The organism is Actinacidiphila yanglinensis (assembly GCF_900107965.1).
Taxonomy (GTDB): Bacteria; Actinomycetota; Actinomycetes; order Streptomycetales; family Streptomycetaceae; genus Actinacidiphila; species Actinacidiphila yanglinensis.
In genome coordinates this window covers 1-13,379 of record NZ_FNVU01000031.1, presented here as the reverse complement: position 1 = coordinate 13,379, position 13,379 = coordinate 1, and the positions used below count along the sequence as shown (strand labels likewise).

The window sequence follows — 13,379 nt, the reverse complement described above, 5'->3', positions numbered from 1 at the left end:
CGGTTTCAAGGCGGGCGACCATCGCGGCGCGTGTGACGCCAACTCGATGTTCACAGCCAACGCATCCAGGGAGTCGATTGGTTTCACTGGTTAGCCCACCAATGCGTGCGGGGCACTGCCGTGTCGCGCTGCTGACCCAGGAGCCCGCGTAGGCGCTCTTCGGCAGCTGACGCTGCCCTCTTGAGAGCGTCGACCAGCGTCGCGGGGAGCGGGCTGCTGCCGAGGCTGGCGGCGTCCAGGACGGCATTCAGATCGCTCAGCTGCCGCTTCGTCATCGCTGCCCTGAGTGTCGGGTGGTCCAGGACGGTACGGGCTGCGTGCGCATCGTTGCGCGCGATAGCGAGCAGTGACGAGCTCAGGTGTCGTTGCTTCGGGGTGTCGTGGCCATCGGCGAGGTCGAGGGCGGTGATGCCGAGCCTGGTGTGGAAGACGGCCAGAGAGGGGTCGGGACGTTCCGTCTGTGTCCGGACCGTCCCGAGAAGCGCGGAGGCCGCACGTGCGTGTTCCTTGGCCGCCGGGCGGCACAGGACACGCAGCAGAAGCTTGACTGCAGACTCCCAGGGCTCGTTCACCAGGCTCTCGTCGACCAGGGTGCGGGCGCGATCGCACTGGTCCTCTTGGATCAGCGCGAGGATGGCTGCTTGCCGGCCGTCGAGCAGGCGCGCCCCGATCCCGCGATGCGCAGCAGCCTGTTCGGCGGCCTCGCGCCAGCGCCCGGCCAGGGCCAAGGCGCGCGTGCCGTCGGCCAGCAGTGCTGTCCAGATAAGCGTGTAGGCGGTCTTGTGGTCATCTGGCGCGCTGGTGAGGCCGCGGAGGTTGACGGTCCATCCGTCGATGTCGAGGTTCGTGCGGTCGCGGGCGGCCTGGTAGAGCTGATCGAGCAAGGCGTACGCCTCCTGCCCGTTGCCCTCGCGGATCATCTGCCGGGGCAGATTCAGCAGCGGCTGCACGGCGAGCTTCACGGCACTGGCCGGGAGCGGGTGGGCGTGGTCGAAGACGTCGTGCTGCCGCCGGCACAGCGCGCGGGCGAGCTCGGGCAGGCCGCAGTCGGAGGCGATCAGCGCCGCCTTGTTGCACACCTCGGCCGCCTGCACCAGCTGGCGGTGCGGCTCATCTTCGGGCGGCTGGGCGAGACGGGCCTGCAGTTCCCCGATCCGGTCTCGAACCGGTCGGCACGGCGGCCGGGACCGGGGGACGAGGGGGAACCAGCCGGGGTGGATGAGGCCGGTCAGCGGCGTGCGGGCGTCGTGCACGGCTCGCCTCCTTGCGGCGGTTCGCTGCTGGCGGCCGGATCGGTCCCGAACACAACGGACTTGGCGACATGGGCCAGGGCGCCTTGAGTGGTGTGGGGCAGGCCGTGCCGGTTCCAGGCGAAGATGATGTGGTGGGCCAAGACGGCGCGCAGTCCCCGGTGCAACTGCCCCGTCGCCGCGAGGGCGGCGAGCTCCTGCCCGGCGCCGGTATAGGCGCGGGTCCAGTCTGCGGCGAAGGCCAGCGATCCGCCGTTGCTCGTCAGGTGGGTGACGTTGGCGCTCATCAGCCGCTGAAGGCTGTTTTGCAGCGCGGGAAGGCCGTCAGGGGGAATGTGGTCGGGCCGGTCGCGGTGGTCTGCGACCCGTGCCCAGACGTCGCCCTGCTCGTACCAGTCGAGTCCTGCCGCGCGGAGTAAGGCGGTGCACAGCAGGATCGACAGTTCCCGGCGGTGGCTGCTCGTGCCGTTCGGGGGTAGAGCGAGGTGGGAGAGCAGGTGGTGGCTGTCGCGGTGGAAGAGGCGGTGCGCGCCGGCCATCGCCTTGTGTCCGCCGAAGGCGTGGGTCTCGGGTTCGTAGACGATGCCGGCGGTGATGTCGAGGTCGTGCGCACTGCCGAGAGTCACAAGGCGCTCAGTTGCTGCGTCGGCATCTGGTGATGCGGAGGCGGGTTGGTAGCGCAGGCGCCAGGAGGGTGACTTACGGATGAAGAACCACGACTCGACCAGCCCTTCGACTTCGGCGGTGGCCAGCAGCGGGCCGAGGTGAGCCACGGCGTCGTGCTCGGCCGTTGCCCAGTCGGGGAAGGTGACGTGGACCTGGCGCCAGGGGCTGGGTGTCATGAGGGAGAGCTCCGGGGGTCAGGCGATCAGGAGGAAAGCGTCCCAGCCCGAGGCCGGGGCGGCGCCGGTGCCGAACGTGTGGAGGGCGAGCGCGGCGCCGGCGGCGCCGTCGAGCAGTTCCGGGTCCGTGATGCCTTGTGCCAGTTGCGTGGTGAGCCGGGCGGCCAGCTGGTGCAGTTCCGCAGGGATGCCGGGGATCGTGGCGTCGGCGGCCATCCGGCCTGCGGCGTGCAGGAGACCGGCGGTCCCGTGGCACAGCCCGATGCCGTCGAGGAGCTGCAGCTGGGCGGGGTCGCGGAGAACGGAGAGCAGGCCGCGTTCGGCGGTCTGCTGACGGCTGCTGTCGCCGAGCGCACGTGCGGCCAGCTGCTGGGCGCGGGCGGTCCCGGCGACGCCGTAGCACCAGGAGGGCCGTGGCCGCAGCGTGGCGTCGACGCTGTGGGCGCGGACTTGGCTCGGGGTGATGAATCCGGGCCACCAGGGGGAGTCGTTGTCGCCCTGCTGCCACTGGTCGGTCCATGCGCAGATGCGGGCGATCGCGTCGTGCGCCCCGGGGGCCTTCTGCTCGCCGAGCACGGCCAGGGACAGCAGCGCCAAGCTGGCGCCGATGCCGTGTGCGAGACCGAAGTTGCCGTGTCCGCCGGGGAACTGCGGGCTTGGTTCGCCGTTCGGTGCCACGTTCGTCCACCAGCCGGGAAGCCCGTCGTTGTGGCCGGGCAGCGGCTCGGTCAGCTTCACCAGGTAGGCCAGGACCTCGGCGGTGATCGGGTGGTCGGGGTGGGCCCTCAGGTGGTACGCGCCCAGGCCGGTCAGTCCTCGGATGGCGTCGAACTCCTTCATCACCGGCCGGTCGCCGCGGTCGATGCGTGCGTAGGCGGCGGCCAGTCGTGCGCGGGTGAGGGTGAGGGTGGCGGCGTCCAGCAGCGCGAGGGTGCGTTGGTATCTGCGGGTGGAGCCGGCGGCGGTGTGGGTCGCGAATGCCATGGCCGGGGCGCCGAGGTAGAGGCCGGCGTTGGGCGCGGCGGTCAGGTCGTCCGAGGCTGCCGCCGACAACCAGGCGTGGACGGTGTCCGAGTCTCCCCGGCCGGAGCGGGCGCGTTCGATGTGGAGCAGGGCGATGCCTGCGGCGCCGCCGGCGAGCGACTGGGGCCAGGCACGGTCGCTGGGAGGCGCGGCGGCACGCACGGCGTCGGGGTCGGACAGCGCCTTGGCGACCGTGTCGGCCGCGGCGAGCGCGTTCGGGTCGAGCACGTTATGCCTCCTTCTTCGCGCGAGCCGACCAGCTCAGTGCCGCTGCTCGGGCCAGGTGCAGGCACGTTCGCTCTCCCTCCGCGGACACGCCGGCCATGCGGGCGTGGTGCAGGTGGAGCAGTTCGGGCAGCAGTTCGGCCGCGCCCAGGGCCGGGCCGGCCGAGAGCACGCTGCGGTAGGCGGTCAGCGCTCGATGGCGTTGGGCCCAGGCCGAGAGGAGGGCCTCACCTTCCGGCGCCGCCGCCAGGCTGCGTGGATCGTGGGGGTTGCCCAGAGCGACGGCTTGGTCGTAGAGCGGGCGGGCCGGTGCGGAAGGTGCGGTGCGGGCGTGGGCGATCATCCAACGCATTGCCTCATCGCCGCCGCCGAGGACTGCGGCGACGGTATCGAGCATGCTGGCGGCGGTCATGGCGCGCGGGTCCGGGCCGCCGGGCGCGGAGCACGCCGTCAGCTGCGCCAGGGCTGCAGCGGAATCGGCGGCGAAGTATGCCTCGGCGGCGGCCATCGCGTCCTGGCCGCCGAAGCGGGCGGTCTCGGGGAAGTAGGTGTCCCACTGCACCCGGCTGGTCAGCCCGGCCTGTTGGAGCTGCCGGGTCCAGGCGCCGATGTGTTCCGCGGCGGCCGCGCGGCGGCCGGTGGGGACGGTCAGTCGCAGTCGCAGATGGTCATCAGGATCGCGGTAGCGCAGGAACCACCCCGCGATTGGCTTGTCCGCCCTGTCGTCGATGACCTCGCCGAGAGCTGTCAGCAGGCGGGGGAGATGGCCGGTGAGGAGAGAGGTGTGCCGGTCGGGGTGTGCATAGAGCTTGAGGGAGAACCGGCCCTCGCAGCCGGGGAGATGACCGTGCTCACGTCCGCTGATCGTCGCGCCGTCCAGCCAGCGCGGCGCCGGCAGGGGTCTGTCGGCGGCGAGGGGAATCACGACCTCGTGGACGTGGCCGTTCATCCACGCCACGGGACTGCCTGGGCTCCCGCGCAGGACGGCGGTCGACTTCCGGTCCAAGTGTGTGCGCAGCAGCGCCCGGTGCGCAGGCTCGGCCAGATCCAGGGGAACGCGCTGGTCGCCCTCGCCGAGAGCAACGTCATCGGGCAGGCCCGCCTCGGCTCGCCTGGCGGCCAGGGCGTCGTCCCACTGCGTCCACGGCGCTGCGGCGGGCGGCAGTTCGTCGGCGTGGAGGATCCACCGGGCCGGGGAGAGGACGGTCCGCCCGTACCGCAGTGCCGGAAGGAACGGTAGGCCCGCCGCGGCCCCCCAGTCGAAGACCACGCACGGGGTCCGCGCGGCGTTGGTGGCTTCCAGGACGAAGCGCGTGAGCGGGTGCATGTGGTGGACGGGCTCGACCGCGTTGAAGGCCACCGGTTCGACCGGGCGGCCCTCGGACAGCGAGACGAGGTAGACGCGATCGGCGTCGGCGGTCACAGCGATGTCGTCCACGGCGATCCGGCCCGTTGCGGAGCGGTCGTCGAACTCGCCCAGCCGCAGCACCTGCCGCATCACCTCCGGCGAGCGGGCGACGTTCTCGGTCGCGGCGTAGGGGAGGGCTGCGGAGATCTGCGGGCGAAGGGCTCCTTCGTGCGCGGGGGGTATCTGCGCGTACGTGGCGGCCATTCGCTCCCGGTCCGTGGCCTCGAACAGGTCTAGGAACCGGCCCGTGGTGGTGCCGGCGCTGCGCGACACCCCGACGATCGACAGGGTGAAGCCGTCCTCCTCGGCGGCGGGTGCGTGGATGCGCACGGTCAGCTCGGTGGTGGGTTGGCGGGGCGCCGCCGGGTCGACGACGGCGAGTTCGGCGACCGTCGCGTCGTCCAGGATCACCTCGTGCCGGCCGGTGAGGGCGGCTTTCTGCGCCAGCGCCAGCAGTTTCCGGTCCCGTTCCGTGATCGCCGCGGGGGCGGGAGCCGGCGTCCCGAGGTACCCGGAGGGGTAGCCGAGACCGGTGTCGGGGTCGATGGCGTCTTGGAGCGGAACCTGGGCCCGAGGGCCGTAGCGTTCGAGGAACCGGCCGTGCCAGGCCGCCCATCCCGTGCTGAGGGGAGCGCGGGGTGCCAGGTGTACGAGCACGTTCGCGGCTCTGGCTGCTTCGGCGGCCACCGCGACGGGGAGCGTGAGATTCCAGCTGCCCTCGCCTTCGACCCACAGGTCGACCCCGTCATCGAGGGGCAGCCGCCGCTCGGTTCCCGCGCCGTCCCCCTGCATGGGCACGAAACCGCACAGCCGGTAGGCCTCACTGGCCAGGCCTGTCTCGGTGCGGTCGAATGCGATCGTGCGGGTCAGGCCCTTCAGCCGCAGCGGCACGACGATCCTGCCGCTCTCGGCCAGCTGCTCCAGCCACGCGGGGGGGATGTCCCACGCGCCGGCTGTGACGATGATCCGGTCGAAAGGAGCACGCTGCGGTACGCCGCCCTCGGCGTCGGCCTGCACCACCTCGACCTGGTCGTAGCCGGCGGCGGACAGGCAGCCGCGGGCGCGCGCGACGATCTGCGGGTCGATGTCGACCGAGATCACCTTCCCACCCGAGCCGACGAGCTCCTGCAGCAAGGCGGCGTTGTAGCCCCCCGATCCGATCTCCAGGACCCGCATCCCCGGCTCGACGCCGGCCTGCTCCAGCATCACCGCCTGGATGTGCGCGGCGCTCAGCGAGCTGAGGGCTTCACCGTCGTCGGTGCGCTTGATTACCAGTGCCCGGTTGGCGGCGTAGGCGGCCTCCAGTGGCTCCCCGACGGCGAACAGGTGCCGCGGCACCGTGGAGAACGCGGCGGCCACCGCATCCGACGCGATCGCCTCGTCGCGTCGCAGCTCAGCAACCATGGTGGCGCGCAGGGAAGCCGCATCCTCAACGCCTGCATCTCGCACAGTAGTCATCCGGTCACCCTATTCATGAGGATCGCGTCGGCGGCTCCCGCGAACTGCGGTGCCGCGCCACGGACTCCAACCCTGGCCGGAAGCCCCGAGCCGTTAACTGCCCCGCAACGTAGGGCCTGTTCGCCACAGGTAACCAGCAAGTTGCAGAAACTTGCAGATTGACGAACATCCCACAGTCCGTGAGGATGACGTCACTGCAAGTTCCGGCAAGGTCCTACGGTGGAGGCAGGCGTGAAACTTACCTTCGTGGCCAAAGATCCCGAGTCCGAGCCGAGCGGCTCACCGACGCTCTACCGCACCGACCGAGGGACGTGGCTGGTCCAGGGCTGGGTGGTCGCCGACCCCGAGGCGCTCGCCGAGATGGGCATCCCGGAGGGCGAGACGTGCGTGGAGATCCCCGACCGGATGATCCCGTTCTTCCAGCAGAACCCGTGATGAGACCGGCCACCCACGACGAGCTCAATGAGCTGTGCAAGGGCATCACGACCTCATTCGTGCATCTGGAGACCCGGGATGCCTACGGGACCGAGACCGAGCTGCCGCACATGGCCAAGTGGCGCCGCGGTGAGGCCGACGACTTCGCCTGGCTCGGCTGGTGGCTGGACATGCTGCGTGGACACCGTGCCGCTGGCCGGACCTGCCGCCGGGCGCGGATCGTTTCCCAGCCGGTCAGTGACTACCAGCGGTGGACGATGAGCCACGCCAAGGTGCTCATCGACGCCGGCGAGGACATCCGCTACGTCCCGCGCCCCCGCCTGGCGACCGTCCCGCTGCCGGGGAGCGGTGACTTCTACGTCTTCGACGACGAGATCGCCCTTTTCCTGCACTACGCCGGGACCGGCACGAACGCGGCATTCGAGATCACCGAGGACGCTCAAACGGTGCGTACCTGCAAGCAGGCATTCGAAAGCGTCTGGCAGTTGGCGACACCGTTCCGTGACAACCGACCCCAGTAGCCCCCTCGCCACAGCGCGCAGAGAACTCGGCTCCCGGCTGCGTCAGCTCCGCAAGTCCGCAGGGCTGACGCAGCAGGCCGTGGCCAGCGCCACTGGCCAGCACGTCACCAGGGTCAGCCGGATCGAGAACGGCGGACAAGCACCCACCGAGCACCACATCCGCGACTGGTGCGCCATCTGCGGCGCCGACGCCCAGATCCCCGAACTGATCGCGACCGCCCAAGCCGCCGAGACCGCCTACCTGGAGTGGGCCCGGCAATCCCGCGCCGGCATGCGGCGCCTCGGCGACCTGCACTCCATCCCCACCTACCAGCGCACCACGACGTTCCGCATCCACGAACCACTCGTACTACCAGGGATTTTCCAGACCGAGACCTACATCCGACAGATGCTGGCTTTCTGGTACGCCTTCCTCGACGCTCCTGATGACACCGACGAGACCGTTGCCATGAAGGCCGAACGCACCGCCGCCGCTCTCCATCCGACCAAACGCATCCTGGCCGTCCTGGGCGAACAGGCCCTGCGCACCCGCCGCGGAACCCCTGAAGACCACTCCGATCAGCTCACCCATTTGCTCTCGCTCATGCGCCTTCCGTACATCTCCGTCGGCGTCATACCCGCTGACGCTCAGCGTCGCGCGATCGGCACCATTGGGTTCTGGATCTTCGACGACAACGCCGTCGCGCTGGAGACACCCACCGCAGCGATCAAGGTCACCAGGCCGCAGGAAGTCGCGCTCTACGCGGCGATGTTCGACCAGCTGCAAACCGAGGCGGTCTATGGCCATGAAGCGCGCCGTCTGATCGCAACCGTTCTTGCCCACCCCTGATATTTCCAAGCGCTCGGACCATCTGAGCGGTTTGTATGATCCGGGAGGGAGCAGTCCAGATACACGGCGTCGGCGCCGGCCAATGCCTGCAGTCGCGGCCGACTGAACGCCGAGGGTGTCTCTGAGGAGTCCGTGGTCCTGGATGCGGAGAGATATCGGCTCTTCGATAGGGGCGGACATTGGCGAGGGTCCGATCAGTTGGCCGCTCTTCGTTGAGCGGGGAGTGTGAGGGCCAGGGAGCTGGTGGTGGACCACCGAGCCGATCCGGACGGGCATCGCCAGGTACGCCAGCAGCCGCACCTGGTCGCGGCGGCGCTCGCCAGCGCGCTCGCGTACCGCGGCATCGCCTTCCGCAACGAACAAGACAGTCAGGACCTGACCGCGGAGCCGGCAGCCGCGCTCGAATTCAACTTCATCCGTGTAATTGCCGACGACAGGCAACCCGATGCGTACGCCGACCTCATGAGGATCGCCGCTCGACCGAGTGCGCCCGAGCACGAGGCAGCACGCTTCAACGGCCGGTTGAAACGGATGATCGGCGACGCCCGAGAGACCGTACGCGGCCCACAGTTCGAGACGGCAGACCCTGGCGCATGGAGGACCCTCGTCCACCAGTTCCTGAACCTCGTGTCAGGGCCCGTGCTCGCCGCGCTGTCGGCCGGATATCAGCAGGGCACCTGGCTCGACGACGTGTTCGAGGGCGAACTGGACGCTTTCAGCAAGGAGCTCACCTTGGACGGGGATCCCGTCCAAGCGCTCCGGCGCCTGTCCGAGGCGGACGCTGTCCGCTTCCTGACCATCCACAACTGCAAGGGCCTGGAGTTCGAGAAGGTCGTGGTCCTCGGGGTCGAGGAAGAGCTCTTCTGGGGCACCCCCACCGAGGCAATCTCCGAGTTCTTCGTCGCGGCATCCCGCGCGAAGCACCATCTTGTGCTGACCCACGCCAAGCACCGTGATCGACCAGAGGGGTTCACGAAGGGGTGGGACTGCAGCGTACGCCCCACCAAGGGTTCTGGGGCTTCGCCCACGAAGACGAGGTTCCGGCAGGCCAAAGCCTCCGGGCTGCTTCCGTGGGCAAGATATCCGTCCCTGACGGTGTATCAGGCGTCGATCATGGGCAACGGCCAGGGTTTTGCATAACTGCGAACGTACGGAGCGAAGCCTCCCCGCGACGAGGTCCTCATGGGCTTCCGCACCGTCTTCCGCCTCCACACCGACGGCGGCAAGGTGCCCGAGGGCGCGTTCCTGCAGGCCGAGGAGTCGACCAACGACCACGACCTGGCCTTCCTTCAGATCGAGGGCCCGGCTTCCCCGCAGAGCCCGCGCCGACGCCCCGGGCTCGCGCACCTGGCGTGGGAGGTGGATACCCTGGCTGAGTTCCAGCAGATCCGCGGCAAGCTGCTGCAGGCAGGTGCGCTGACCTACGAGACCGACCACGGCACCACCAAGTCGCTGTACGCCAGCGACCCGGACGGCCTGGAGTTCGAAGTGTGCTGGCTGGTGCCCGCCGACAGGATTAACGAGGTGGACCGCGAGGCCTTCGCACCGCTCGACCTGGACGCGGTCATCGCACAATTCGGCGCCGACCTCCCAGGCGGGACCGGCATCTCCGCTCCGGCCCGCCACTGAATCAGCAAACGCTGTCTTTCGGCCCCGGCTGGCCATCACACCCGGCCCGCCGGGGCCCCTCTCAAGGGCTCACCCGACCCACTGGAGGGCACGGCGGGCGCGTCACATCCCCCGACGATCTGCACTTCGGCCGTGGCGCCGATGGGCCGCACATCGCGTAGCGGCGCTCAGTCGGCAGATCCGCGCGCTGAAACAAGAAATCGGACCCTACTGCTGACAAGAGACTGCCACGGCGTGGCGCTGACCGACGCCGGCAGGCAGTTACTGACCGATGCCGGCCTGCTGATGGCCTCCGCGCACGCGATCCGCGGTGCCAGCCGTCCCGATCCTGTCGTCCCGACAGTACGAAGGGCCCGCTGAACTGGCATTGAGCCAGGCCGGCGGGCCCTTTCACGTTATCGGTGACCGTTCCCGGATGACGCTCCGGGAACGGTTGACCATCCGTGGCGGTGGGAGTCGTCGACGAGAGCCGCGAGCCATGCGGCGGGCCACGGCACGCTTCGGCGTTCCCCTTGGTGTTCGCCGCGGGGGATGTGGACCGTGACATAGCGGCCGGACGCGGTGGGTCGGCGAGCGTGCTGGTCGATCTCTTCGCCCCACACCTCGAACCGGAAGGTCATGGACGACCTCCCGATGTCCTCCAGCACGATGGTCGTCGTGGCCTCTTGCCCGAACCACAGGGGCGAGCGGAAGTCGACTTCGTTCCGTACCCGGGCGCGGCACCGAAGTAGCCGGTGATGCCTGAGCCGGTGCCCTCGGCTCGGTGGGCCCTTCTGGTGCGGCCCGGGGCTCCCCGGGCCGCACCCGCTTCGCTCTGGCGCGCTACCTGCGGCTAGCTTGTGCGCATGACAGGTTCGCAGGCCCATGGTGACGAAGGCGCACGGGCATGGGAGGTAGGGAAGAGTGTCGCTGCGCGGAGGTGACCCAGCCGAGATCGGCGGCTACCCGCTTGAGGCGCGGCTCGGCTCGGGCGGCATGGGCACCGTCTTTCTGGCCCATACGAGTTCGGGGCGGCCTGTAGCGATCAAACTCATCCACCAGCAGTTCGCGGGGGACGACGAGTTCCGTACCCGTTTCCGGCAGGAGGTGGCGGCGGCGCGGCGGGTGAGCGGCGCGTTCACCGCCGCCGTGGTGGACGCTGCCACCGAGGACGAGCAGCCGTGGATGGCGACGACCTACATCGAGGGGCACACCCTCGCCGAGCGCATCTCCGCGAAGGGCCCGCTGAACGGGGCGGAGCTGAGGAGGCTCGCCATCGGTCTGGCGGAGGCGCTCCGCGACATCCACCGGGTGGGTGTCGTCCACCGTGACCTGAAGCCTTCGAACGTCGTGCTCTCGCCGGAGGGCCCGCGCGTCATCGACTTCGGCATTTCGCGCGCTGCGGACCAGCAGACGCTGACGATGACCGGGCGGGTCATCGGTACGCCGCCCTTCATGTCGCCGGAGCAGTTGCAGGCGCCGCGCGGGGTGGGCCCGCGGTCCGATGTCTTCTCGCTGGGGACGCTGCTGGTGTACGCGGCGACGGGTCGTGGGCCCTTCGACGCGGACAGCCCCTATATGACGGCGTATCAGGTGGTGCACGAGGAGCCGTCGTTGGGCGCCGTGCCGGTGGCGCTGCGCGCGGTCGTCGAGTCGTGCCTGGACAAGGAGCCCGCGGGGCGCCCCTCGGCGGACGAACTCCTCGTGCTGCTGCGGGACCTGCCGACCGATCTCGGCGGGACCGACGCGGACGGGCTCGGCACCGGCCACACCCGCGACGTGATCACGCAGCATCACCTCGCGATGCCGCCCGCCTCGACACCGTTTCCAGTCCCGGCCCCGGATGCCGCAGCTCCGGGCGAGGCGTCCGACCCCGATGCCCGAGCCCCGACTGCCCATGCCCCGGCCGGACAGGATGCCCCGGCTGCCCCGGCCGACCTCGACACAGGCAATATCGTCATCCCCACCACTGGCCGCCGTACCCGCCGCCGTACCCGCCGCCGTCTGCACGGCCGTTGGCGTCCGGTGCTCGCGGCCGCGCTCGCGGTGGCAGCGATCGGCGGCGGGATCGCCGCGCTACAGGGGGGCCGCCACGGGGGGAACGGCGGCGGCGCCAAGACCACCAGTGTCGCGGCGGCGCGCACTACACCCGCGGACCTCGTCAAGCCGTGGCGCACGAGGGTGCGGGGCGGTGACGTCCCCGACGAACTGCGTTGCGTCGCGCGCGACAACGCGCTGTTCTGCGGGGGCGGCAGTGTCGTCGCGACCCGCATCAGGCCCGCTGACGGCTCGCAGGTGTGGACGGTGAAGAGCCCGGGAGCCCCCGTCTCGGGCATGCACCTGGTGGGTGCCACCGACGACACGGTGATCGGTTACCGCATCGCCCCCGACAACGCCTCGGACGAACCTCTCGTTACGGTGATGGCCGTCGACGCCGACAGTGGCAAGGTGCTGTGGTCCACTCCGTCGGGTGCCGAGGCCGAGGCTGTCACCGGCCAGGCTCAGGCCGCCGTCGTGGCTGGCACCGCCGTCGTGGCGGTCGACGGTTCCAACTCCCGCTTCGAGGCCCGGGACGCGCACAGCGGTGACGTCCTGTGGACGAAGTCGTTCCCCGCGAGCGCGGAGTGCAGTCCTGTCCTGGCGGGGCAACAGCTCCTCGCGATGTGCGCGCCGAGGGCCGAGGTGACCGCCTTGAAGGTGCTCCACCCCACGCTGTACACCCTCGACGGCACCTCGGGGAAGCTGGGCGAGCCCATCGCGATCAAGGGCTCTGACGTGCCGATGGGTGTCGCCGACGGCAAGTTCGTCCTCCTTCGGGAGCACCCCCAGGGATACTCCGAGTACGGGTACGACGAGGTGGTGCGGGTGGACCTGGCCACGCGGAAGGTGGCGTACTCCCCGCTGGCCAAGACCTTCGACGGGGCTCCCGGCATGGTGGACGGCACCGTCTACATGACCGGGCACACCGGTGTTGTCACGGCGCTCGACCCCGCGACCGGCCGGCAGAAGTGGTCGCGGCAGACCGTCGTGGAGGGCGCGTCGGGTCCCACCGCCGGAGCCGGCGCGCTGTACTTCAGCTCGACGACCGGCCGGGTGGTCGCTCTGTCGCCGGACGACGGCAAGACCCTGTGGGCGACGAACCCGCAGGCCGACGGTCAGGAGGACGATCAGAACGACGGCACGCGCGTGGCCGTCATGGGGCACGAGGTGGTCGTGGCCGCGTCGAACAACACCCTGTCCGCCTTCGACGCGCGCAACCCCCCGAAGGCGGACTGACCCAAGCGCGCGCCCGGCGGCGGCCGCTCATGTCCCGGACCGGCTCCCGCGAGCGCGGAGCCGCCGTACCGTCCCGGGAACACCGGGCGCAGGAGGCACAGTAGACATAGCGATCACGGGCGGGTTGGGCGCGCGGGCACTAGTACTCCAGCCGGACTTCTCCATCAGTGCTGGTCAGCGGCTTGGGTTGGGGAGTTTAGCGGTTTCGCGTGGTGGTGGGGCGGTCTTGTCTGGGCCGTCCCACGAAGGTGTGACCGCGTCTTTTGTAGTGGCAGCGGCGGGCGTGTGCTTGGTGGCGGCGTCGCCAGTGAGACCACGTCATCGCGTGGTCGCTGTCCGGAGCACGCTGGCGGGGTCCAGTTGCCAGCAGCCGTCGAATCTCGGCCGGCGTGAGGTCCACGAGGTCGGGTGTGTCCCGCCCTGTACCCCCCTTTCCCGTTCCTGGCCGGCCATGACGGCGAGGAAGGCATGCGCGAGCATGGCGAGGGTGATGTGCCGATACCA

11 protein-coding genes and 1 pseudogene are annotated in these 13,379 nt (G+C 70.1%); 7 read left to right on the top strand and 5 right to left on the bottom strand.

Annotated features, from left to right (window positions below; genetic code table 11):
- Window positions 1–83 precede the first annotated feature (83 nt).
- Genes C4U44_RS38855 through fxlM form a run of 4 tightly spaced genes read right to left on the bottom strand, consistent with a single transcriptional unit; the run spans window position 84 to window position 6,206 of the window.
- Complete coding sequence (locus C4U44_RS38855) at window positions 84–1,253, bottom strand: hypothetical protein (protein WP_103890845.1); 1,170 nt, start codon at window positions 1,251–1,253, stop codon at window positions 84–86.
- The gene (locus C4U44_RS38850; protein WP_103890844.1) at window positions 1,229–2,092 is read right to left on the bottom strand and encodes a thiopeptide-type bacteriocin biosynthesis protein; all 864 of its coding nucleotides are present in this window, start codon (window positions 2,090–2,092) and stop codon (window positions 1,229–1,231) included. Before C4U44_RS38850 ends, C4U44_RS38855 begins: the two co-directional genes overlap by 25 nt.
- Before the next feature lie 18 nt (window positions 2,093–2,110).
- On the bottom strand, window positions 2,111–3,343 hold the full coding sequence (locus C4U44_RS38845; RefSeq protein ID WP_103890843.1) for a lanthionine synthetase C family protein: 1,233 nt from the start codon (window positions 3,341–3,343) through the stop codon (window positions 2,111–2,113).
- A gap of 1 nt (window position 3,344) precedes the next feature.
- Window positions 3,345–6,206 carry a methyltransferase, FxLD system gene (gene fxlM / locus C4U44_RS38840; protein ID WP_103890842.1) on the bottom strand — a complete coding sequence of 954 codons (2,862 nt, stop codon included), beginning with the start codon at window positions 6,204–6,206 and terminating at the stop codon, window positions 3,345–3,347.
- Between the two features lie 231 nt (window positions 6,207–6,437).
- On the opposite strand from fxlM, the gene C4U44_RS38835 reads away from it, so the two are divergent.
- The 7 genes from C4U44_RS38835 (at window position 6,438) to C4U44_RS38805 (ending at window position 12,875) form a co-directional block, all read left to right on the top strand.
- Window positions 6,438–6,641 carry a hypothetical protein gene (locus C4U44_RS38835; protein ID WP_103890841.1) on the top strand — a complete coding sequence of 68 codons (204 nt, stop codon included), beginning with the start codon at window positions 6,438–6,440 and terminating at the stop codon, window positions 6,639–6,641.
- The gene (locus C4U44_RS38830) at window positions 6,641–7,162 is read left to right on the top strand and encodes a DUF6879 family protein (RefSeq protein WP_103890840.1); all 522 of its coding nucleotides are present in this window, start codon (window positions 6,641–6,643) and stop codon (window positions 7,160–7,162) included. The genes C4U44_RS38835 and C4U44_RS38830 overlap by 1 nt, the downstream gene beginning before the upstream one ends.
- Window positions 7,143–7,991 (top strand): helix-turn-helix domain-containing protein, encoded by an 849-nt coding sequence (locus C4U44_RS38825; RefSeq protein WP_103890839.1) that lies wholly within the window; start codon window positions 7,143–7,145, stop codon window positions 7,989–7,991. Before C4U44_RS38830 ends, C4U44_RS38825 begins: the two co-directional genes overlap by 20 nt.
- A gap of 246 nt (window positions 7,992–8,237) precedes the next feature.
- A complete protein-coding gene (locus C4U44_RS38820; RefSeq protein WP_200823556.1) occupies window positions 8,238–9,131 on the top strand; it encodes a 3'-5' exonuclease in 894 nt (297 codons plus the stop codon).
- A gap of 42 nt (window positions 9,132–9,173) precedes the next feature.
- Window positions 9,174–9,620 (top strand): VOC family protein, encoded by a 447-nt coding sequence (locus C4U44_RS42170; protein ID WP_200823555.1) that lies wholly within the window; start codon window positions 9,174–9,176, stop codon window positions 9,618–9,620.
- Window positions 9,621–9,854: 234 nt separating this feature from the next.
- The gene (locus tag C4U44_RS43390; RefSeq protein WP_265737363.1) at window positions 9,855–9,980 is read left to right on the top strand and encodes a hypothetical protein; all 126 of its coding nucleotides are present in this window, start codon (window positions 9,855–9,857) and stop codon (window positions 9,978–9,980) included.
- A gap of 543 nt (window positions 9,981–10,523) precedes the next feature.
- Window positions 10,524–12,875: a protein kinase domain-containing protein gene (locus tag C4U44_RS38805; RefSeq protein WP_103890837.1), complete on the top strand. Its 2,352-nt coding sequence runs from the start codon at window positions 10,524–10,526 to the stop codon at window positions 12,873–12,875.
- A 318-nt stretch (window positions 12,876–13,193) separates the two neighbouring features.
- Here the strand turns inward: C4U44_RS38805 and C4U44_RS43110 are convergent.
- Window positions 13,194–13,379 (bottom strand): annotated as a pseudogene (locus tag C4U44_RS43110) (IS701 family transposase); the annotation flags it as partial.

Bases quoted from the DNA above. Each gene is read 5' to 3' on its own strand.
- C4U44_RS38850 (WP_103890844.1), bottom strand. From the start codon at position 2,092: ATGACACCCAGCCCCTGGCGCCAGGTCCACGTCACCTTCCCCGACTGG.
- fxlM (WP_103890842.1), bottom strand. From the start codon at position 6,206: ATGACTACTGTGCGAGATGCAGGCGTTGAGGATGCGGCTTCCCTGCGC.
- C4U44_RS38830 (WP_103890840.1), top strand. From the start codon at position 6,641: ATGAGACCGGCCACCCACGACGAGCTCAATGAGCTGTGCAAGGGCATC.
- C4U44_RS42170 (WP_200823555.1), top strand. From the start codon at position 9,174: ATGGGCTTCCGCACCGTCTTCCGCCTCCACACCGACGGCGGCAAGGTG.